This is a genomic window from Rhodococcus sp. Leaf233 (genome assembly GCF_001426165.1).
GTDB classification, from domain to species: Bacteria; Actinomycetota; Actinomycetes; order Mycobacteriales; family Mycobacteriaceae; genus Rhodococcoides; species Rhodococcoides fascians.
On the sequence record NZ_LMRO01000011.1, the window covers coordinates 241,669 to 262,431 of the forward strand.

17 protein-coding genes are annotated in these 20,763 nt (G+C 64.4%); 10 read left to right on the forward strand and 7 right to left on the reverse strand.

Annotation, left to right across the window (positions count from 1 at the left end):
* Window positions 1-165 precede the first annotated feature (165 nt).
* From ASH04_RS19145 to ASH04_RS19155, 3 genes are read left to right on the forward strand one after another with little or no spacing between them, the layout of a single operon-like run.
* Window positions 166-1,413: a sensor histidine kinase gene (locus tag ASH04_RS19145; protein ID WP_045842100.1), complete on the forward strand. Its 1,248-nt coding sequence runs from the start codon at window positions 166-168 to the stop codon at window positions 1,411-1,413.
* A complete protein-coding gene (locus ASH04_RS19150; RefSeq protein ID WP_032365604.1) occupies window positions 1,410-2,057 on the forward strand; it encodes a response regulator in 648 nt (215 codons plus the stop codon). The genes ASH04_RS19145 and ASH04_RS19150 overlap by 4 nt, the downstream gene beginning before the upstream one ends.
* A 53-nt stretch (window positions 2,058-2,110) precedes the next feature.
* Entirely contained in the window at window positions 2,111-3,118 is a 1,008-nt protein-coding gene (locus ASH04_RS19155; RefSeq protein ID WP_032374665.1) for a DNA polymerase III subunit beta family protein, read from the forward strand.
* Between the two features lie 23 nt (window positions 3,119-3,141).
* Here the strand turns inward: ASH04_RS19155 and ASH04_RS19160 are convergent, their stop codons facing one another.
* A complete protein-coding gene (locus ASH04_RS19160) occupies window positions 3,142-4,362 on the reverse strand; it encodes a serine/threonine-protein kinase (protein WP_200937342.1) in 1,221 nt (406 codons plus the stop codon).
* Window positions 4,363-4,567: 205 nt separating this feature from the next.
* Here ASH04_RS19160 and ASH04_RS19170 point away from each other — a divergent pair, with 205 nt between their 5' ends.
* The 4 genes from ASH04_RS19170 to ASH04_RS19185 are packed head-to-tail and all read left to right on the forward strand — an operon-like array spanning window position 4,568 to window position 8,300.
* Window positions 4,568-5,431, forward strand: a complete 864-nt coding sequence (locus ASH04_RS19170) for a hypothetical protein (RefSeq protein ID WP_032400129.1) — start codon at window positions 4,568-4,570, stop codon at window positions 5,429-5,431.
* On the forward strand, window positions 5,428-7,002 hold the full coding sequence (locus ASH04_RS19175) for a DNA polymerase Y family protein (protein ID WP_027496378.1): 1,575 nt from the start codon (window positions 5,428-5,430) through the stop codon (window positions 7,000-7,002). Before ASH04_RS19170 ends, ASH04_RS19175 begins: the two co-directional genes overlap by 4 nt.
* Before the next feature lie 20 nt (window positions 7,003-7,022).
* Window positions 7,023-7,781: an alpha/beta fold hydrolase gene (locus ASH04_RS19180; RefSeq protein WP_032365599.1), complete on the forward strand. Its 759-nt coding sequence runs from the start codon at window positions 7,023-7,025 to the stop codon at window positions 7,779-7,781.
* 9 nt (window positions 7,782-7,790) lie between these two features.
* Window positions 7,791-8,300 carry a hypothetical protein gene (locus tag ASH04_RS19185; RefSeq protein ID WP_057474254.1) on the forward strand — a complete coding sequence of 170 codons (510 nt, stop codon included), beginning with the start codon at window positions 7,791-7,793 and terminating at the stop codon, window positions 8,298-8,300.
* 12 nt (window positions 8,301-8,312) lie between these two features.
* Here ASH04_RS19185 and ASH04_RS19190 read toward each other — a convergent pair whose 3' ends face one another.
* Window positions 8,313-8,912 (reverse strand): methyltransferase family protein, encoded by a 600-nt coding sequence (locus ASH04_RS19190; protein ID WP_230591929.1) that lies wholly within the window; start codon window positions 8,910-8,912, stop codon window positions 8,313-8,315.
* A gap of 120 nt (window positions 8,913-9,032) precedes the next feature.
* Window positions 9,033-9,992 (reverse strand): ArsR/SmtB family transcription factor, encoded by a 960-nt coding sequence (locus ASH04_RS19195; RefSeq protein WP_032365676.1) that lies wholly within the window; start codon window positions 9,990-9,992, stop codon window positions 9,033-9,035.
* Window positions 9,993-10,047: 55 nt separating this feature from the next.
* Between ASH04_RS19195 and ASH04_RS19200 the strand changes: the two genes are divergently transcribed.
* Window positions 10,048-10,812, forward strand: a complete 765-nt coding sequence (locus ASH04_RS19200) for a class I SAM-dependent methyltransferase (protein ID WP_057474255.1) — start codon at window positions 10,048-10,050, stop codon at window positions 10,810-10,812.
* A gap of 8 nt (window positions 10,813-10,820) precedes the next feature.
* Here the strand turns inward: ASH04_RS19200 and ASH04_RS19205 are convergent, their stop codons facing one another.
* Together ASH04_RS19205 and ASH04_RS19210 are read right to left on the reverse strand one after the other, a co-directional pair.
* The gene (locus tag ASH04_RS19205) at window positions 10,821-12,821 is read right to left on the reverse strand and encodes an SDR family oxidoreductase (protein WP_057474256.1); all 2,001 of its coding nucleotides are present in this window, start codon (window positions 12,819-12,821) and stop codon (window positions 10,821-10,823) included.
* A 34-nt stretch (window positions 12,822-12,855) separates the two neighbouring features.
* Window positions 12,856-14,985 (reverse strand): MMPL family transporter, encoded by a 2,130-nt coding sequence (locus tag ASH04_RS19210; protein WP_032365595.1) that lies wholly within the window; start codon window positions 14,983-14,985, stop codon window positions 12,856-12,858.
* 127 nt (window positions 14,986-15,112) lie between these two features.
* Between ASH04_RS19210 and ASH04_RS19215 the strand changes: the two genes are divergently transcribed.
* Together ASH04_RS19215 and ASH04_RS19220 are read left to right on the forward strand one after the other, a co-directional pair.
* Window positions 15,113-18,388 (forward strand): error-prone DNA polymerase, encoded by a 3,276-nt coding sequence (locus tag ASH04_RS19215; RefSeq protein ID WP_032365675.1) that lies wholly within the window; start codon window positions 15,113-15,115, stop codon window positions 18,386-18,388.
* Between the two features lie 54 nt (window positions 18,389-18,442).
* The gene (locus tag ASH04_RS19220) at window positions 18,443-18,943 is read left to right on the forward strand and encodes a metallophosphoesterase family protein (RefSeq protein WP_032374686.1); all 501 of its coding nucleotides are present in this window, start codon (window positions 18,443-18,445) and stop codon (window positions 18,941-18,943) included.
* Between the two features lie 19 nt (window positions 18,944-18,962).
* Here ASH04_RS19220 and ASH04_RS19225 read toward each other — a convergent pair whose 3' ends face one another.
* Window positions 18,963-19,688 carry an SDR family NAD(P)-dependent oxidoreductase gene (locus ASH04_RS19225; RefSeq protein WP_032374658.1) on the reverse strand — a complete coding sequence of 242 codons (726 nt, stop codon included), beginning with the start codon at window positions 19,686-19,688 and terminating at the stop codon, window positions 18,963-18,965.
* A gap of 55 nt (window positions 19,689-19,743) precedes the next feature.
* Window positions 19,744-20,697 carry a methyl-accepting chemotaxis protein gene (locus ASH04_RS19230; RefSeq protein ID WP_032365671.1) on the reverse strand — a complete coding sequence of 318 codons (954 nt, stop codon included), beginning with the start codon at window positions 20,695-20,697 and terminating at the stop codon, window positions 19,744-19,746.
* Window positions 20,698-20,763 lie beyond the last annotated feature (66 nt).

The following is a 20,763-nucleotide window of genomic DNA, read 5'->3' on the forward strand; positions in this document are numbered from 1 at the left end:
TGCGGTACCGCCCTCGGCCGTGCCAGGATCGTGGGCGTGCACCCTGTCGACAATCCAGCCGTTGACGCCGCCGTCGGCGCGTCCGCCGCGCCCGGTGCTGCGCCGTCGACCCGTCCGCTCCCGCCGCACCCTGTCGTTGCGTCGGGTTCGGCTTCTCGTGCAGCGTTGGAACGTTCGGCCCCCGCACCGTATCGGCGCCGCGGCGGCGGTCGTATCGTCGGCGGCGTCGCGGGCGGACTCGCCGATCATCTGGGTGTCGACGTGTTCAAGATCCGGGTGGCGTTCGCGTTGCTCGCGGCGTCAGCCGGTGCAGGGATCGTTGCGTACGGCCTGATTTGGATGTTCACCCCGGTCGGTGACGACACGGCACGCCCGAGCGCTACCGAGCGGCAACGAGCATTGGGACTGGCCGCCATCGGCCTCGGACTCGCCGTCGGGCTGGCCTGGTTGCTCAGTGGTACTGCGGCATCGGTTGTCGTGCCGGTCGTCGTGGTCGTCGTCGGTGCTGCCCTGGTGTGGCGAGAATTCGATGCCGAGGGGCCGCGGACGGCGCTGGGGCTGCCCAAGCAACCGACCGTGCTCAGCTGGGCTCGTGTCGTCGGCGGCGCGACGTTGATCGTCCTGGGCCTGGCCGTGGTGGTGTTGGCCCGCGTCGATCTCGCGTCGCTTCGGTCGTCCCTGTTGGCGGTGGTGGTCACCCTCGTCGGAGTCGGTCTGTTGACGGTGCCGATCTGGTTGCGGACCTGGCGTGCGCTCGGGGCCGAGCGATCGGCGCGTATCCGAAACGACGAGCGTGAAGAGATTGCGTCGCATCTGCACGATTCGGTGCTGCAGACGCTGGCGCTCATTCAGAAGCAGGCGGATCGGCCGCAGGAGGTCATGCGGCTGGCGCGTGGGCAGGAGCGAGAACTGCGCAAGTGGTTGTTCGACGGCGGCGACACAGACAATTCGAGCTTGGCCGATGCGCTCAAGACCATCTCCGGCGAGGTCGAGGATCAACACGGCGTGACGGTCCGTCCCATCACGGTCGGGGACGTGCATCTGTTGCCGGACGACGTCGAATCGGGGCTGTCGCGCGAGAGCTTCACCGCGCTGCTGGGGGCCACTCGTGAAGCTCTGGTCAACGCGGCCAAGCATTCCGGTGAGACCAACATCGATCTGTTCGCCGAAACCGAACCCGAGCAGGTCAGTGTGTTCGTCCGCGACCGCGGTACGGGTTTCGACGAGTCTGCGGTGCCCGAGGACCGACAGGGACTGGCCAAGTCCATCCGTGGACGAATCGAACGCCGCGGCGGTTCCGTACAGGTGCGGTCCACAGTCGGTAAGGGAACCGAAGTACGAATCTTCATGCCACGCAACGGCGGGGCAGTGACCACCGAATCCGAATCCAACCATCAGGAGCAGCCGACGTGACCGACCCTTTCCGCGTTTTTCTGGTCGACGACCACGCGGTGTTTCGCTCGGGAGTACGCGCCGAACTGGGCCGTGAGGTGGACATCGACGTCGTCGGGGAAGCAGGCGGAGTCGCCGAGGCGGTGTCGGGGATCGATTCCACCAAGCCCGACGTGGTGCTGCTGGACGTGCACATGCCCGACGGTGGTGGCGTGGCCGTGCTCAACCGAATCGCCGAGGGCCCGGTGTGCTTGGCGCTCAGCGTGTCCGACGCAGCGGAGGACGTCATCGCCGTCATCCGGGCCGGCGCGAGGGGGTATGTCACCAAGACCATCTCCGGCTCGGAACTGGCCGATTCCGTCCGACGCGTAGCCGGGGGAGACGCGGTGTTCAGCCCGCGTCTTGCCGGCTTCGTCCTCGACTCGTTCACCGGCCGCAGCGCAGCGCCCGAGCCGCCGTTGGATCCGGAATTGGATTCGTTGACGCCCCGTGAACTCGAAGTGCTGAGGTTGCTGGCGCGCGGCTACACGTATCGGGAGATCGCCGAGGATCTGTTCATCTCGGTCAAAACCGTCGAAACGCACGCGTCCAATGTTCTTCGGAAGACCCAGCAATCGAACAGGAATGCACTGACGCGGTGGGCGCACAAGCGTCGAATCGATTAGGCCGTCTGCGTTGGGCTTGACCTTCGACCGACGGGAAGCTTCAGGATTTCGGCATGACTGATTCGGACGAAGAATTCCTGACCATCGGTGTGTTCGCGCGCGAGAGCGGGCTGACCCCCAGCGCGCTGCGGTTCTACGACGATTGCGGCTTGCTGGCCCCGGCGTCCATCGATGCACAATCGGGTTATCGCTACTACACCCGCGCACAATCGCAGCGGGCGAACATCATTCGCCAGCTGCGCGAGATCGGGCTGCCACTCGACAAGGTTGCCGCTGCCCTCGACGGCGATGGAACTGCCGCCATCGAAATCGTGGATCGACACGTCGAAGCTCTGGCTGCACAGGCGCGGGCGGCAGCCGAGGCAGCAGTGTCGATTCGCCGACTGTTCGACCAGAAAGACTGCACGGCAACGGTATCAGCCGAGGATTTGGCCTCGGCGATGGCGCAGGTCTCGTCGGCGGCCGGGACGAGCGAAGAATTTCCGGTACTGCAGGGCGTACTGATCGAGGTGGACGGAAGCAGTGTCACCCTCACCGCGACGGATCGGTATCGATTGTCCACGCGCAGTCTCGTCGCGCAGTGCTCGCCCGGATTACCGTGGTCGCGAATCGTAGCCGTCGGATCTCTCGAGGCCGTCCCCGCGTCGGGCACCCTCGTGCTGACGCGAACCGAGGAGTCGATGGTGATCGACTCCGACGGTTCTCGGGTGCCGGTGAACACGGTCGACGGTGAATTCCCCGACTGGCGCACGATGATGGACGGTCTGGCTCCGACCGTGACGAGGGTTGTGCTGCAACGAGATTTCGTTCCCGTCGACGGCAGTACCCTGCGTATCGAGGCCGGGCCCGACGGTTTCTCGGTCGATGGTGTTCCGGTTCCTGCACGGGTGACCGGTTCACAGAGCGTTGTGTTCTTCGATGCGGCCGTTCTGCAGGCCGCCGTTGCATCGGCCGTCGGACCGGATCTGATGCTCGATATCGCTGCACCGGATCAACCGATGCTGGTGCGTTCCGCGGTCGACGGCGCTCTGACGACGTTGGTGATGCCGGTTCTCGGCTGAACGGACGGAGTGTGCGGGAGTTGTTACAGCAACAGGACGACGGCCAGGATCAGAAGAATCACGACCACGACGAGTCCGCCGAGGACGGCCGTTGCCGGGCTGGACGTCCGGTCGCCGATGACGTCCTCGATGCGCATGAGTGCGTCCTGGACCGGGTTCTTTCTCTTCTTCGGCAGGTCGAACGGCGGCGGTGAGTACGAGGAGGGAGTCGGATCCGTTCGGCTTTCTCCCGGTTGCACGGCGGGCAGACCGGCGATGGTGCGTCCGAATTCTCGGGACGGTCGACGAGATTCCGAGACGGGAGTCGACCGTCTCGCCCAGGCGGGGACGACGCCGTCCGCTGAGGTCAGAGGTACTCCGCGCAACTGAGAGATAGTGCCGCGCTTGCTTATTGCGGCAAGAATGATCTCGTCACGGGCCTGCGCCATGGTGGGGCGTCGAGCTGGATCGGGCTCGAGCATGTGCAGTAGTGGGCCGGTGAGGTCTCCGCTGCGAGTGGGAGAGATGATCTGCCCCTTGGCAACTCGGTGCAGGAGCGCAATCGAATCGTGATCGATGCCGAAGGGCGGCGCACCTTCCATTGCGGTGTACAACGTGGCACCGAGGGAGAACACATCGCTGGCCGCAGTGGGGTCCTGGCCGCGGGCGACCTCGGGGGCGAAGTATGCGGGGGTGCCGGTGATGACGCTGTCGTCGGCTTCCTCCACGTCACCCTTGGCTCGAGAGATGCCGAAATCGCTGATCTTGACGATGCCCAGATCCTTGCCGCGGTCGGCGATCAGAATGTTGCCCGGCTTGATGTCGCGATGCACGATTCCGGCGTCGTGTGCTTCGGTCAGGGCGTCGGCGATCTGCGCACCGATCTGAGCGACTTCGAACGGTGGTAGTGAGTCGGTGACGCCGAGCGCCTGCGCGAGGCTGCGTGAGGACAGGTATTCCATGATCAACCACGGCTCGCCGTCGACGAGAGCGACGTCGTGCATCGCGATGGCGTGTGGGCTCGACAGGCGGGCCGCGATCCGTCCTTCGCGCATGGCCCGGTTGCGCACGTCCACTGCCTGTTCCGGGGTCAATCGGGTGGTGGAGGTGACCTGTTTGACGGCCACCTGCCGGTGCAGAAGGGTGTCGGTGGCGAGCCAGACCGCGCCCATGCCGCCACCGCCGAGTTTGCCGGCGAGACGGTATCTGCCGGCGAGGAGGTAGTCGGGCCCGACTCCCCGTCGAACACGCTGCTGATCGGTCACGTCCACAGGTTAGTGGACGATGCCGCGGTGTGCCCGCAGCAGCGGTACTACCGCCTCTACCAGGGGCTACGGCATCGCCTTGACGAGTTGCCGTCCGAACGGCTTTACTGGGTGCAGATCGAAATTGTGTTCGAATACGTCACTTCCCGCGTCCGTCGAACACCGGTGTTTCGGCTCGATTTTTCATGCAGTGAAGGGGAGTGACATGTCTGTTTCCGAGGCTGCAGCACAGGCTTCCGTACCGCCGGATGCGCTCGACGGGTTGTCGCTTCCCGAGCGGGTGGCGCTGCTACGCAGTCGGATGGCTGCCGTACCGTCTCGCGGTGAAACGGCCTCGGTGCGCATCGAGAGTTCTGCTTCCGTTCGTCCCCGCCCTACCGACCCCGATTCCGACCCCGATTCCGACGTCGTCAACGGCTCGGAGCAGGTGTCGATACCGACCCGTAGGCGGCCTGTTCTTCCAGTGCCGTCGGCGCTGATGGAGGTTCTTCCGCACGGTGGTCTGGTGCGCGGAACGGTGGCCTCGGTGTCCGGTGCCGGTTCGTTGTTGATCGGGTTGGTGGCCGCGGTGACCGGTGCCGGTGGCCATGTCGCCGTCATAGGTCAGCCCCGCTTCGGGCTGCTGGCTGCGGTGGAGATGGGCGCGCAACTGAGCAAGTTGGCTCTGATTCCCGATCCCGGCCCCGACCCGGTGGAAGTGGCGGCGATCCTGCTCGACGGCGTCGATCTCGTCGTCCTCGGTCTCGGCGGCCTGTCGGTACCACCGACTCGGGCCAGGGCAGTAGTGGCGCGCGCCCGCAGCAAAGGGTCGACGTTGGTGGTGACCGACGGGCACTGGGACGGAGCCGAGCTACGACTCGACGCGTCGGTGCACGGTTACGACGGCCTCGGCACAGGCCGTGAGCTGGGGCGTGGCCGGCTGCGTGGGGTTCGATTGTCGGTGTGCGCGCGGGGCAAAGCGATGCGTCCTCGTACGGTTCGATTCGACTTGCGTGCGGAGAACGGCCGCATCGAATGGCATGCCGAACAGCAGGAGTCGAATCCGTTGTCGATCGCGGTCTCGACATGAGTACCGGCCAGTCCAACCGTGTTCTAGCGCTGTGGTGTCCCGACTGGCCTGCCGTCGCCGCAGCAGCTCAGGCCGATCTACCGGCGACGCACCCGGTGGTCGTCACGTCGGCCAACCGAGTCGTCGCCTGCTCGGCCACGGCACGGGCGTCGGGCATCAAGCGTGGCCTACGTCGCCGGGAGGCGCAGGCGCGGTGCCCCGACGTGCATGTGGCCGTTGCCGATACCGATCGTGATGCACGCCTGTTCGAGCCCGTGGTCTCGGCTGTCGCGGCCATCGCCCCCGGCGTCGAAGTGCTTCGGCCGGGCCTGTTGGTTCTTGCAGCGCGTGGTGTCGGACGGTACTTCGGTACCGAGCATCGCGCCGCGGAGCGGTTGATCGACGAAGCGTCGGCTGCCGGTGTCGAATGTCAGATCGGGATTGCCGACGAGTTGTCCACCGCAGTCGTCGCCGCACGGTACGCACAGGTGGTGCCGCGCGGTGGTGGTGCCGGGTTTCTTTCGCCGTTACCGATTGCCGAACTCTCGGCGGAACCCAGTATGGCCGCAGCCGATCGTGGTGAACTCGTGGATCTGTTGCACCGCTTGGGTTTACGCAGAATCGGGGACTTCGCTGCCCTGTCTCCGTCGGATGTGGCATCGCGATTCGGTACCGATGCCGTGCTGGCGCATCGCAGTGCCCGCGGTGAGCCCGAAAGGCCGCCGTCTGCGCGTGCTCTGCCTCCCGACCTGGATGTGGAGTATCTGTGCGATCCGCCGATCGACCGGGTGGATGCAGCCGCGTTCGCCGGGCGCGCATTGGCCGAGCAGCTGCACACCAAGCTTGCCGCGGCTGCTGTTGCGTGCACTCGGTTGCTGGTGCACGCCAGTACCGGCAACGGTGAGAATCTGTCGCGAATCTGGCGGTGCGCCGAGCCGTTGACGCCGGAGGGCACGGCCGATCGCGTGCGGTGGCAACTCGACGGCTGGATCACCGGACGCAGCGAGAACAAGCCGACGTCGGCGATCACCGTCCTGCGCCTCGAGCCGATCGAAGTGGTGGCAGCAGGGGAGTTGCAGCTGGGTTTGTGGGGCAGTGTCGGTGACGAGGACGACAGGGCGCGTCGGGCGTTGGTACGCGTTCAGGGTCTGCTCGGCGGCGAATCGGTGCTCGGGGGTGTTCTCAGCGGTGGACGCGGGCCGGCAGAGCGGATCACGTTGCGTCCCCTGGGAGACGAGCTGGTGCCGCTGTCCGATCCATCGGCCCCGTGGCCGGGCCGACTACCCGAGCCGGCACCGGCGGCGGTGATCGAGACACGCCCGGCAGTGACGCTGATGAATCGAGCGGGTTCGGGAATCGGCGTCACCGACCGCGGTGTGTTCGATGCGCCGCCCAAGAGATTGCGGTGGGGGACCAAGGAATGGGAGTTGACGGGCCTGGCCGGGCCGTGGCCCGTCGACGAACGGTGGTGGGACAGCGGGCAAGGATCGACGGGGCCGACGGCGCGGGCACAGGTGGTGCTCGACGACGAGAGAGCGTTGCTGCTGGTGTTCGACGACGGTCTGTGGCGGGTGGAAGGAATCTACGAGTAGGAACCGCTACCGTCGGGGAAATGCAGATGATGTCCGAGACGGTCGACCTCGATGGCGTCGACATCGCGTATCGCTCGTTCGCGCCGCTGGAACACACGAGCGCGGTGCCAGTGATGCTGGTGCACGGCATGGGCGGAGACAGCGGAACCTGGGATCGCTTCGCTCGGGCTCTGACCGCGCACGGTCGCCGGGTGATCACCGTCGACCTCCGAGGGCACGGCAAGAGTGCCCATACGCCCACGTACGAGTTCGACATGTTCGGCGGTGATCTTCTCGCCCTGATCGATCACCTCGGGCTCACCGAAGTCGATCTCGTCGGGCATTCACTCGGTGGATACGCGGTCTCGCTCGTGGCGCAGCGTCGCCCGTCTCTCGTCCGACGCCTGGTTCTCGAAGAACTTCCGATACCGATCAGGCCGGGGGACGCCCCGCCGACCCTGACCGGGCGGATGCCGTCGGTCACCGAACTCTGGCATGCGGCGACCAGCGTTGTTCTGCATCCCCGTGCAGTACTCGCGTTCGATCGATCGATGACCGCCACTGCTCTCGAGCAGTTCCGTCGGCCGAACCCGCGGTGGTGGGAGTCGTTGGCCGACATCACTGCTCCGACGTTGGTACTTCGTGGAGGTCCGGGCGGCATGGTCGATCCGGTTCGGCTCGACGCGATGGTAGCGAGCATTCCGAACTGTCGAGTGGAGGCATTCAGGACCGGACACAGCATCCACCGCGATGGCTACTCAGCCTTCGAAGCGGTAGTTCGTCCATTTCTGACGCAGTAATCTGCTCTCATGTCGCTGACTGTGCTGGATCGGAAGCTACTGGGATGGTCGGCGTTGTTCGTCGTCTCCCAGGCCAATATCGCCCGGTTGCTCGGGCCCGCGGCACCGAAAGTGCTTGCCGTGCAGACGGCCTGGTCCGAACAGCGGTACCGGCAGATTCTGGCGAGCATGGACGAGACGGAGATCGCCCGCTTCCGCAGTCATTATCTGCCCGACTTCGTCCACCCTGCCATCTATGCCATCGCACTGCGTGCGGGTGCGAGGAGCTTGGCTGCGAAGACTCCGCTGAGCCCTGCAGTAACGACGGCATTGGTCGTCGCTCCCGTGGCCTCCGCTGCCGGTGACTACATCGAAAACATCGTCGGGCTGATACTGGTGGACAACCGAGAACAGATCTCCGACACCGTCGTACGGGCCACCACCGTGGTCAGCACCGTCAAATGGATACTGGCCATCGGCTCATTGACATACCTGAGTCAGGGATTTCTGCGAGTGTGGGCAAGAGCTCTGTTGCGCTGAGGAAAAACCAGGCTAGAAAACGAAGGGCACCAATCGTTTCGAGCGTGCCATGTAGTCGGCGTACGCGTCTCCCAATCCCTCGAGCATGGCCTTCTCCTCCGATGGGATTCTGCGTACGTATCCTCCGGCCAGAAATGCCACCATGGCGGGAGAAAGCCAGTTCCCGTACGCAATACAGAAACCGAGCGCACAGATCAGTGCGCCGGTATACGACGGGTGGCGAATGAACCGATACGGGCCCGTCCGAACCACGAGTTGCTCAGGGTGTGTGTGGACCACGAAGGTGAAGGACTCTCCGAGTGTGCGAGCTGCCGAGACCCGAAGTGTCTGCCCGAGGGTTGCGGTGGCCAACCCTGTCAGGAACACCGCCCGTCGGTGGCGGGTGCATACAGTGGCAGGCGAGATCACGCTCAGGAGAAGGCCTCCGCCATACGAGAGCACCAGGCCGCGGCCGACGGCGCGACCGGAACCATTGTCTCGATTCGAAGAGCCGGCACGCGGCTTCCGCATTCCCATCTTGTATTCCGACCACACGAAACCGGTGAATGCTGCCGCCAGAACAGCAGCGGCCGCACGATCGGTCACGAACAACGGCAGCTTCTCGGCGATCACGCGTGACAGCTTCGCAGACGTGGACCCGTAACGGAACATCACCCGGACCGCCCACTCCATGATCGAGTGATGCGATGTCAGCGCGGTGAATCACCGACTGACAGCGTGACGGTGGGCGGTCTATCGACTCCGCCCGAGCAGCTCGTCCCCCAGCGAAGTGCGTACGTACAACACCGATCGTCCCTGTCTGACGCGTCGCACCACCGCTGCTTCGCGCAGAACGCGAAGATGCTGGCTCGCTGCGCTGGGTGAGACGGCCAGTGCCGCAGCGAGTTCCCCGGTGGTGGTGGGCGCATCGAGCAGCGTGAGAATCGTTGCACGTTGGGTGCCGAGAAGATTGGTCAGCGCCCGGTTCGGAGCTGTCCGCCCCATGTCCCACACTGCGCCTCGCCCGCGGGCCGGATACACCAGGGAGGGAGCTCGCGTCGGGCTCGTCTGCGTGATCGCGCCGTGCACGAACACCGACGGAATGAGAGGAAGTCCACGTCCGTCGACGTCGACCCACACCTGGTCCTCTAGCCTGTCGACCCACAGCACGCCATCGTCCCATCGGACACGAGAATCGAGATGCTCGAACATCTTTCGTGCCCCGAAGTGCGAAAGCTGTTGCGCGCGGTAGTCCAGATCGCCATCCAATACTGCTCGGATCCTGGACCAGTCGGGTTCGAGGCACGTTGCCCAGTAGTGCGAGAGCGCATGGACTGCACGGGTGCGCACCTCTCGGGCCGGACCGACGAGGACCGCAGGAATGTCAGCGGAGAAGGCGGCCGCGATATCGCGTCGCATCTCCGTTGCCGGTGTTGCCCCGACAACAGCGATCTCGTCGTCGAAAGCCGGCGACTGAGTGGGCGGTCGGGGTGCGAGGAAATCCGGGATTCTCCCATCGGGAGAGACCAGCGCCGTCAGCATCTCGGTGTCACACTGCTGCCATGCCGATCGGACGCGTCGTCGCCAGGGCTCGTGCAGCGGGTGCCGGTTCGGAGCGGTCCATGTGCGCAGGCTCAGGACCGTCTCGAACAGAGGCGAGACGGTCAGTGACGTGTCCGCCAAGTCGGCGGCCCGAAGATGCAGAGCCAACATGTAGCCCCACACTAAATGGTGGACGCCCTCGGTGTGGCTCGCTGTACTCGTTCACATGCCTATCGACTTTCGTGATCCGCGCAACAACAACACCTACTCGAACCGTGAGGCCGACTCCTCTTGGAGCGACGCCGTCGTCCGTATCGTCGATCCGGTCGGAGCGCACGTGGTCGATCTCGGGTGCGGCGGCGGAACCTATGCGCGGGCATGGCGTTCTATGGGGGCGAGTGTGACGGCGATCGATTCGAGTCCGCCGATCCTCGAATCGGCCCGACGCTCGTCGCCCGAAGACATCGAATTCGTCTGCGCTGGTGCCGAGCACACCGGCTTGCCCAACGGACAAGCCGACATCGTGTTCGCTCGCGCCCTCGTTCACCATCTGCCCGACGCCTACACACTGGCGCTCGAGTCTGCTCGGCTTCTACGACCGGGTGGGACGGTGATCATCCAGGACCGCACGGCCGAGGACGCCGGGCTGTCCGGCTCTGCAACCAACCCGCGCGGCTATTTTTTCGACGCCTTTCCACGGCTGATGGACATCGAACTTCGACGACGGCATGGCGTCGACGATGTCCGTGACGCGTTGTCCCGAGCTGGATTCGTCGATGTCGCTACGCAGCAATTCTGGGAAACCCGTCGCCGCTACTCCGGCCGTGACGAATACCTCGACGAAATCGCGGGCAGAACAGGCCGCTCGATCCTGCACGAACTCTCCGACGTCGAACTTACGGAGTTGGTCGAGCATCTGAGGGCTCGCCTGGCCGAAGGTGAGTTGATCGAACGCGATCGCTGGACCCTGTGGACTGCCGTGGCCCCCTGACGTGCACGTCACCAACTGGTGCCGGGTACCAACCTGCCGATGCGGCGGACGACCTTGCCTATACGCGCGCTGGGGGTCGACGGGTCGTACGGCCGAACCCGATAGGGCGCTTTCCCGTCTTCGACGGGTACCGGCGTTTCGCCCTTGGCGGCGGCCGACTCGGCGAATTTTCGGTAGTGCTGATGCATCGTGCGATCTTTGCCCTTGGGGCTGAAGATGGCCCCGAACTGTCCGAGTGTTCCCAGTGGGGTGTCGATTCGCTTCGGCTTGTCGCTCAGCGCGCGGATGACGATCGCGGCCGCCTTCTCCGGTGAGAAGACAGTGCCGACGTTCTTGTCGCCCGTCGGGGTGATCATCGGGGTGTCCACCAGCGGCATGTGAATGGTCGTGTAGGTGATTCCGTCCGAGAGCGTCTCTGCTGCAGCAACATCGGTGAAACCGTCGAGTGCTGCCTTGCTCGCCACGTACGCCGAGAACCGAGGAGGGTGCCCCAGCACTGCAGCGCTGGAGATGTTGACCACATGCCCGAAGCTGCGTTCGCGCATGTGCGGCAGTAGCGCCAACACCACACGAATCGCTCCGAAGTAGTTGACGGCCATGGTGCGTTCGTAATCGTGCAGTCGGTCGGTGGAACGGTAGAGCGCGCGGCGAATGGATCGGCCCGCGCTGTTGACGAGCATGTCCACATGCCCGTGGTCGTGCAGTATTGCTTTCACTGTTCGTTCGACCGACTCGCTGTCGGTGACATCGCACGAATACCCATGAGCGACATGGCCGTCGGCGCGAATCTGCTCGACGACCTCGTCCAACTGATCTTGGCCGCGCGCGAGCACGATGACCACCGCTCCTTTTCGCGCTGCGGCCTCCGCACTGGCTCTGCCGATACCGGAGGACCCGCCGGTGATGACGATGTGGCGTCCGAACAGCGGACCGCGTGGATCGTCTCGGCGGTTGCGTTTGGGGTCGAGATTCTCCATCCAGTATTGCCACAGGCGGTCGGCGTACGTCCGCAGCGGCGGCGGTGCGATGGAGCTGCCCTGCAATGCTTTCTGTGTCGTTGCGGACTCGAAGACGGTCGGCAGAGTTAGATGATCGAGCATCACCGGCGGCACGCCCAGATCGCGAAGCGCAGCGTTGCGTTGTTTCCGAACCGCTGCGGATGTGGGTGACACCACGGGGGCAACCAGCTTCCCTGGGATGTCGACGATTCTGGCGCGGGATCCGGCAGCCGAAGAGAATGCGGAGTACACCTCGGCCATCGACTGAGGCTCCGGATTCACCAGGTGAAAAACGCTGCCGGACGCGGTGTCTCGGTGAACCAGTTCCACGATGGCGTCCGCGACGTAGTCGACCGGAACCAGGTTGGTGTGTCCGATCTTGGGTACCGTGATCGGCAGGAACGGAGGCAGTTTCGCCAGCTCGGCGAACAGTGGAAAGAAGTAGTACGGGCCATCGATCTTGTCTGTCGCGCCGGTCTCGGAGTGTCCGACCACGGCAGCGGGGCGGTACACCCGCCAGTCTGCGGAGCTGCCGCGAACCAGTTTCTCGGACTCGAACTTGGTGCGGTGATACGCCGTCGGAAAGTTCTGCCCCTTGTCGAAATCGTTCTCGGAGAACGTCCCTCGGTAGTCACCTGCCACTGCGATCGACGAGATGTGGTGCAGACGAGCGCCGGTCCTTTTTGCCAGTTCGACCACCGACGCTGTTCCGGCGACATTGGTCGGGGTTTGCTCGTCTCCCGCCGTGAGGTCGTAGACGGCACCGAGATGCAGAATGTGATCGACGTCGGCCGGAACGTCTTTCAGACCGAGCCCGGGTTCGACGAGATCGCCGATCAGTGGGCGGATTCTGTCGCCGCCGTCCAGATCGTCGGCCAGCTTCTCGAGTCGAGCGACCGATTGCGGTCGAACGAGTACATGGACGAGGGCGTCCGCATCACGTCCGAGAAGTCGGGGCAGCACGTTCTTGCCCAGAAACCCGGTACCGCCGGTCACGATGTAGCTCGCCATGCGAGGCGACCTTACTCCTCGGTAAGTTTGACGGCTAGTGCCCCATACCGGCCTTCTCGTGCACCTTCTTCATCCACGCCGGGGCCCACCAGTTGGCTTCGCCCATGAGCTTGACCAAGGAGGGCACCAGCAGCATGCGGATGATGGTGGCGTCGATGATCAGCGCCAGAATCACGCCGAAGCCGAGGAACTTCATGATCGACAGGCCCGAGATCGTGAACGCTCCGGTGACGACGATCAGGATCAGGGCCGCGGCAGTGACGATGCGTCCGGTGCGTTGGGCTCCGAAAATGACGGCCTCCTCGGTGGAAGCACCTGCCGAGCGCGCTTCCACCATCCGAGACATCAAGAACACTTCGTAGTCGGTCGACAGGCCGAAGATGACTGCGAGAATGAGTACGACGAAGGTCGACTCGAGCGGACCGGGCGTCACTCCCAGCAAGCTTGCACCGTGACCTTCCTGGAACACCCAGGTCAGTGCTCCGAAGGTCGCTGCCAGGCTCAGCCCGGCCATGAGAACTGCTTTGATCGGCAGCACTATCGAGCCGAAGGCCAGGAACAGCAGGACCAACGTCGAGATCACCATGATCGCGATCATCACCGGCAGCCATTTCGCTATCGCGGCATTACCGTCGTCGACGTTCGCGCGTCCGCCGCCGACGAGGATTTCGGTGCCGTCCGGTGGAGTGATCGCTCGGAGGGCAGTCACCGCATTCGATTGGGACCGAGCCTCGGTCGTTCCGTCGCTGGGTTCGCTGTAGGACGCCTGGAATGCCACCAAATCGTCCTTGGATCCGAGGAATTCGGCTCGGGCCACGCCGGGGGTGGTGTTCATCGCTGCGGTCAGTTCCGCAACGGGCGGGCCCTGAGGCTTGACGCCGTCGAGACCCCGCAGCACCACGGTGGCACCGTCGCCGGTGGACTCGAAGTCGGTGGCGAGGGTTTCGAAGGCTGCCCGTGCCGGGTCGTTCTTCGGTAGTGCGGTGTAGTCGACCTCCCCCAGGGAGACCTTCAGAATCGGGGTGGCGACAATCAACAAGCCGGCGACGATGACGGCGGCGACGATTCCTGGATTCTTCATCACTCGGGTGACGACACCACCCCAGAACTTGTGTGCGCGTGCGTCGCTGCGGTCCGAGGCGGTACGCGACCAGGTCCAGGAGTTGATGCGAGTGCCGAGAAGGGCGAGCAGGGCGGGCACCGCGGTCAGGGACAGCAGGGCGGCGCTGGCCACCGCGGCCATGGCACCGAAACCGAGGGATCGGATCACCGCCTGCGGGAAGACCAGCATGCCCGCGAACGCGCAGATCAGGAGCAGTCCGGAGAAGACGACGGTGCGCCCTGCAGTGGACACGGTACGTACGGTCGCCTCCATCGACGACGACCCAGTGCGGAGTTCCTCGCGGAATCGACTGACGATGAACAGTCCGTAATCAATGGCCAAGCCGAGGCCGAGCAGCGACGCGACGTTGATCGAGAACGAGCTCACCTCGGTGAATTCGGTGAGCACCCGCAGGATTGCCAGCGAGCTGAGCACACTGAGAATCCCGACGAATACCGGTACCGCTGCGGCGATCACGCCACCGAAGATGAAGACGAGAAGCAGAAGTGTGATGGGGACGGCGATGATCTCCGAGCGCACGAGGTCTCGCTCGAGGGTTTGGCTGAGCGAGACTCCCACGACCGATGCGCCGGCGAATTGCGACTCGATGCCGGGGACGACGAGTTGTGGAGGTAGCTCACCGAACGTGTTGAACGTAACTCCCGATTTCGCACCGAGGGAGATCGTCACCAGTGCTTTGGTTCGGTCTTTCGAGACCAGGAATTCCTTGGTCACCGGGTCTGCGGTCCAGTAGGAGTTCACGTTTCCGAGGGTGTAGCGGCTGCGGAATTCGTCGAGTGTCGACTGCACCTGTGGTCCGATGTCGTCGATCGTTCGTCCGTCGGGTGCGGTGTAGATCGCGACGATGTCGGGGGTCGGTTGGCCGATGCCCTGGACCAGCCGCGCGACCTGTGACGATTCGCTGCCTGCGTCGGCGTATCCGCCCTCGCTCAGTTTCGAGAAGACGCCCAGTCCCAGCACGCCGCCGACGGCTACGACCGCGACGACGACGGCGAGCACCCATCGCTTGTGCGATACGACGAACGATGCCCAACGCGTCACAACTGTGCTCCGGCTCTGTGGAAGGGGTGAGTAGCGATTCGACTGTAGTTGATCGTGTCGGACCCTCGTGTTCTCATTAGAACAAGTGTTCGACGATGTGTGTGACGGTGTGAAGGAGGTGGTCTCGATGGGATGGAACGACGGGCCGCCCACCTGGTCGGAAATGGAGCGAGTCCTCTCCGGGCGCCCCAAGCCGGTCGTCGAAGGCGATGGGGGCGACAGCCCGGCGTGGTCGCGCAAACGCGACGCCTACCAGGGTCGCCGGCCCGATTCGGTGGGGCCGTCCACACCGTACGCAGAACTGCATGCGCATTCTGCGTTCAGCTTTCTCGACGGAGCATCGCAGCCGGAGGAAATGGTCGAGGAAGCGGTGCGTCTGGGACTCGAATCCATTGCGATCACCGACCACGACGGCTTCTACGGCGTCGTACGTTTCGCCGAGGCAGCACGAGCCCTCGGCATCGGAACAGTGTTCGGTGCCGAGCTGTCACTCGACACCCACCGGTCCAGGGCCGGAGCGACCGATCCCGACGGTACGCATCTTCTGGTGCTCGCTCGTGGACAGGAAGGGTATCGGCGGCTGTCGCGTCGGATCGCGGCCGCGCATCTGGCCGGCGGAGTCAAGGGTGAGCCGCGGTACGACGTGGACGAACTCACCGAATCGGCGGGAGGGCACTGGCAGATCCTGACCGGTTGTCGCAAAGGGCATGTTCGCCAAGCACTCTCGCGGGGTGGGCCGGAGGCGGCCGATCTCGCGCTGCGTGATCTGGTCGATCGGTTCGGGGCCGAGCGCGTCACCGTCGAGCTCACCAGGCACGGTACTGCCGACGACGACGAGCGCAACGACGCTCTCGCGGCGCTGGCTCGCCGGTACGGTCTGCCGATGATCGCCACCACGGCGGCGCACTACGCCAGTCCACGTAGCCGAAGGTTGGCCATGGCGATGGCTGCGGTACGTGCCCGGAGCAGTCTGGACGAGGCGGCAGGGTGGCTGGCACCGACGGGTGGTGCACATCTGCGGTCGGGGGCGGAGATGGCGGAGTTGTTCGAGCACTATCCCGGTGCAGTGCGCGGTGCCGTCGAACTGGGTCGAGAATGCACGTTCGATCTGAAACTGATTGCGCCTCGTCTCCCACCGTTCGAGGTGCCCGACGGTTACACCGAGATCAGTTACCTGCGGCGGCTCACGTTCGAGGGTGCTGCCCGGCGGTACGGCCCGCAGTCGGCGAACCCGGCTGCATATTCGCAGTTGGAGTACGAGCTCGACATCATCGAGCGGCTCGAATTTCCGGGCTACTTCCTGGTGGTGCACGACATCGTTCATTTCTGCAAGACCCACGACATTCTGTGCCAGGGGCGAGGTTCGGCGGCGAACTCGGCCGTCTGCTACGCCATCGGAATCACGAATGTCGATCCGGTTGCCAACAAGTTGCTGTTCGAGCGGTTTCTCGCACCCGAACGCGACGGACCACCCGACATCGACATCGACATCGAGTCGGATCGGCGGGAAGAGGCCATTCAGCACGTGTACGCCAAGTACGGCCGTACCCATGCCGCTCAGGTCGCCAACGTCATCACCTATCGCGGGAAGTCCTCGGTACGAGACATGGCCCGCGCTCTCGGGTTCTCCCAGGGGCAACAGGACGCGTGGAGCAAGCAGATCACCCGGTGGTCCGGAATCGGCGAACAGGACGGCGACGGGATCCCCGATTCCGTTCTCGACCTCGCGCGTCAGATCGAGGGCTTTCCGCGTCACCTCGGCATCCATTCGGGAGGAATGGTGATCTGCGACCGACCGATCGCCGACGTGTGCCCGGTGGAATGGGCGACGATGGAGAATCGCAGTGTGCTGCAATGGGACAAAGACGATTGTGCCGCAGTGGGTTTGGTCAAGTTCGACATGCTCGGGCTCGGGATGCTCTCGGCTCTGCACTACATGATCGACCTGGTCGCCGAGCACAAGGGCATCGAGATCGACCTCGCCTCGATCGACCTGTCCGAACATGCGGTGTACGAGATGCTGCAACGGGCCGATTCGGTCGGTGTGTTCCAGGTCGAGTCGCGGGCCCAGATGGCCACTCTTCCGCGGCTCAAGCCGCGTAATTTCTACGATCTCGTCGTCGAGGTCGCCTTGATTCGTCCCGGTCCCATCCAAGGTGGCTCGGTGCACCCGTACGTCAAGCGGCGCAACGGACTCGAACCGGTCACCTTCGATCATCCGTCGCTGAAGAAAGCTCTCGATCGAACTCTCGGCGTGCCGCTGTTCCAGGAACAGCTGATGCAGATGGCCATCGACGTCGCGGGCTTCAGCGCCGCCGATGCCGATCAGCTGCGTCGAGCCATGGGATCGAAACGGTCTCCGGAGAAGATGGAATTGCTTCGTGGACGGTTCTACGACGGAATGCGTGATCTGCACGGCATCACCGGTGCAGCCGCGGATCGAATCTACGAAAAGCTCTCGGCGTTCGCCAACTTCGGCTTTCCCGAGAGCCATTCGCAGAGCTTCGCCTCGTTGGTCTTCTACTCGTCGTGGTTCAAGCTGCACCATCCGGCGGCGTTCTGTGCTGGTCTCCTTCGTGCTCAGCCGATGGGCTTCTACTCACCTCAGTCTCTGGTGGCCGATGCCCGACGGCACGGCGTGATCGTGCACGGTGCCGACGTCAACGCCAGTCTCGGTCATGCAAATCTCGAGGCAGACGGTCTCGAGATCCGCATGGGTTTGGCGGACGTGAAGTTCATCGGGACGACACTTGCCCAGAAGATCGTCGACGCGCGAGATGCACACGGGCCGTACACCTCGTTTCTGGATCTGACGGGACGCGTCGAACTGTCGGTGGCGCAAGCGGAAGCACTGGCCACGGCCGGCGCTCTGGGGTGTTTCGGCATCACTCGTCGAGAGGCGTTGTGGGCTGCCGGAGCGGCCGCGGGGGAGCGGCCCGGTCTGCTCCCCGGCGTCGGCGCATCGACGAAAGCGCCTGCGCTGCCGGGTATGACGGACCTCGATCTGGCGTCGGCCGATGTCTGGGCCACGGGAGTGTCACCCAATTCCTACCCCACTCAGTTCTTCCGGGATCGGCTGGATTCCCTCGGCGTGGTGCCCGCGAATCGGCTGCTGAAGATCCCCGATGGCGACCGGGTTCTCGTCGGCGGTGCAGTGACGCATCGTCAACGTCCGGCGACCGCGGGAGGCGTCACGTTCATCAACCTCGAAGACGAAACCGGCATGGTCAACGTCGTGTGCTCGGTGGGGTTGTGGGCGAAGTACCGCAAACTCGCAATCACCGCTCCGGCGTTGCTCATTCGCGGCAAAGTGCAGAATGCCGAGGGAGCGGTGACCGTGGTGGCAGACCATCTGCAATTGATGGATCTGCGAGTTGCGTCCCGATCCAGAGACTTTCGCTGATGAACTCGGCCTGCCCGCGCGTCATCGAGCAGGACGCCGGTGCAGAATCGAGGCGTGAAGCTACTGATCATTGCGGACACTCACTTGCCCACCCGAGCGAAAGTGCTGCCCGATCAGGTGTGGGCCGCCGTCGACGACGCCGATGTGGTGATCCATGCCGGCGATTGGGTGAATCTCGCGACGTTCGAGGCACTCTCGCAACGATCTCGTTCGCTGGTCGCCTGCTGGGGAAACAACGACGGCGACGAGCTGCGTGCGGTCATGCCCGAACGTGCCGACGTGGTACTCGGCGGCGTGCGCTTCACCGTCGTCCACGAGACCGGAGCCGCGACAGGACGCGAGCGCCGGATGGCGACCGCATACCCCGATACCGACGTCCTCGTGTTCGGACACAGTCACATTCCGTGGGATACGACGGCCGACAACGGTCTACGGCTGCTCAACCCCGGATCTCCGACGGACCGGCGTCGGCAGCCGTTCTGTACCTACCTCACCGCCGTTGCCGATGGCGGCGAGCTGACAGACGTCGAGCTGCATCGACTTCCGCCTCGCTGATCGGCATGCCGAGTGTCCGTCACATTCCGCCTGCGACTCTGACGACCGTTCCGGTGGCGTAGCGCGAATCCTCGGACAACAGCCACGACACCGCGCCGGCGATCTCGTCGGGCACTCCGGGGCGGCCGAGGGGGATGCTCGGCGCCATCTTCCGTGGTCGCTCACGGTCTTTGTGAAACTCGGTCTCGATGACCCCCGGCGCGACGGCGTTGACACGAATGTTCTGCGCGGCAAGCTCTTTGGACAGACCGACCGTCAAGGTGTCGACGGCTGCCTTGGCCGCGGCGTAGTGCACGTACATGCCGGGACTTCCGATGGTGGCTGCCGCGGAGGAGATGTTGACGATGGCACCGCCGTGGTCGGCCATCGCGTGTATGGCGTACTTGCAGCAGGTCATGACGCCGAGCAGGTTGACGTCCAAGTCTGCCCTGATCGTCTCGATGTCGTTGTTCGCCAGGGTCCCTACTGCACGCGCCGATCCGGCGTTGTTCACCAATCCGGTGACAGTGCCGATCTCGGCAGCCGCAGCGAACAGATCGATCACCGACCGCTCGTCGGTGGTGTCGGCACGTATCGCGACGACCGTTCGGTCGGCGCTCGACAATTCGTTCACCACTGCGTCGGCGGTCGCAGAATCCGAGCGGTAGGCGATCACGACGTCGTGCCCATCGGCCACGAGACGCCGAGATACTGCGGCTCCGATTCCGCGGCTGCCGCCGGTCACGATCGTCAAAGGGGCATTCATCGTTCGACAATAGCGAGCGGCTCGGCGGCGACAGCTAACCGTCACTGCTGGGTTCTCACTGCTGGGTAGGTGCGGGCTCTCTGGCATGGTCGACCAAGTCGTGCACCAGTCCGATGATGACGTCCATCTGTTCGATGACCTCCACGCGCAGTCGGTCCTGTTGCTCGTCGGGCATGACCGGGGCATTCGGGCCGTCGAGGGACATCAACAGATCGATGTTGGTGCGCAGAGCGGTCAACGGTTCCATCAGTTCGGCACCGGCGTCGACTATCAACTGTCCCTGTCGTGCCCGCGACCGCGAGAGCGCAGCCAGCATCTCGTTGAAACTGTTGGCGAGAGAGGCCAGTTCGTCGTCTCCGTTGACGTCGATGGGCTCGAAGGCACCCGTCCTGGCCACTCGTTCCGTTCCGGCGCGCAACCGTCTGACCGGACGAAGTCCGGTGCGAGCGACGGCTGCGCCGGCCACACCAGCGAGGGCCACGAGGAACGCCCCGACGAGGATCAGGGCAAGCGTGAGTTTTCCGAGCAGTGGTGACGTACCGCTCAGGGCTTCGGCCACCATGATCGTCTCACCGGAATCGGTGCGCTCGGCGGAAATGTAGTAGCCGCGAACCTCCCGCAGTGACCGATCGGTGCGGCCCTCGGTAACCGCCTTTTCCGGATCGTCGAGCCCACCATCGGAGTTGGTGAAAGGGTAGGTGCCGTTAGACGAGGACACCAAGGTGCCATCGGTGGTCATCAACGCAACTTTGACCGCGGTTCCTTCTGTGTCTTCGATCCCGAACCCGAACAGATCGGCCGGCACTCCCGACGCTGCGCTGGCGATCAGCGCATCGCTGTTTCGGCCGACACGGTCGATGATCTGCGAGCGAAGCGACTGCTCTGCGACGAGGTAGATCGCCAGAGCGCTGACCGCAACGGCGAGCGCGGCCAGGCTCATCGTCAACACTCGAATCCGTCCGTGCAACGACAGCGCCCTCGGGCGGGTGTGCGCACGTGAATACCTCATGGATCGAGTATGCCGGTCGGCAGCGACCAGAATTCGCGAGGCCGCCATGAGTAGGCACCGCAGAGC

Coding starts and splice junctions, on each gene's coding strand:
- ASH04_RS19155 (WP_032374665.1), top strand. CDS start 2,111: ATGACTGATTCGGACGAAGAATTCCTGACCATCGGTGTGTTCGCGCGC.
- ASH04_RS19170 (WP_032400129.1), top strand. CDS start 4,568: ATGTCTGTTTCCGAGGCTGCAGCACAGGCTTCCGTACCGCCGGATGCG.
- ASH04_RS19175 (WP_027496378.1), top strand. CDS start 5,428: ATGAGTACCGGCCAGTCCAACCGTGTTCTAGCGCTGTGGTGTCCCGAC.
- ASH04_RS19180 (WP_032365599.1), top strand. CDS start 7,023: ATGCAGATGATGTCCGAGACGGTCGACCTCGATGGCGTCGACATCGCG.
- ASH04_RS19185 (WP_057474254.1), top strand. CDS start 7,791: ATGTCGCTGACTGTGCTGGATCGGAAGCTACTGGGATGGTCGGCGTTG.
- ASH04_RS19195 (WP_032365676.1), bottom strand. CDS start 9,992: ATGTTGGCTCTGCATCTTCGGGCCGCCGACTTGGCGGACACGTCACTG.
- ASH04_RS19200 (WP_057474255.1), top strand. CDS start 10,048: ATGCCTATCGACTTTCGTGATCCGCGCAACAACAACACCTACTCGAAC.
- ASH04_RS19205 (WP_057474256.1), bottom strand. CDS start 12,821: ATGGCGAGCTACATCGTGACCGGCGGTACCGGGTTTCTGGGCAAGAAC.
- ASH04_RS19215 (WP_032365675.1), top strand. CDS start 15,113: ATGGGATGGAACGACGGGCCGCCCACCTGGTCGGAAATGGAGCGAGTC.
- ASH04_RS19225 (WP_032374658.1), bottom strand. CDS start 19,688: ATGAATGCCCCTTTGACGATCGTGACCGGCGGCAGCCGCGGAATCGGA.
- ASH04_RS19230 (WP_032365671.1), bottom strand. CDS start 20,697: ATGAGGTATTCACGTGCGCACACCCGCCCGAGGGCGCTGTCGTTGCAC.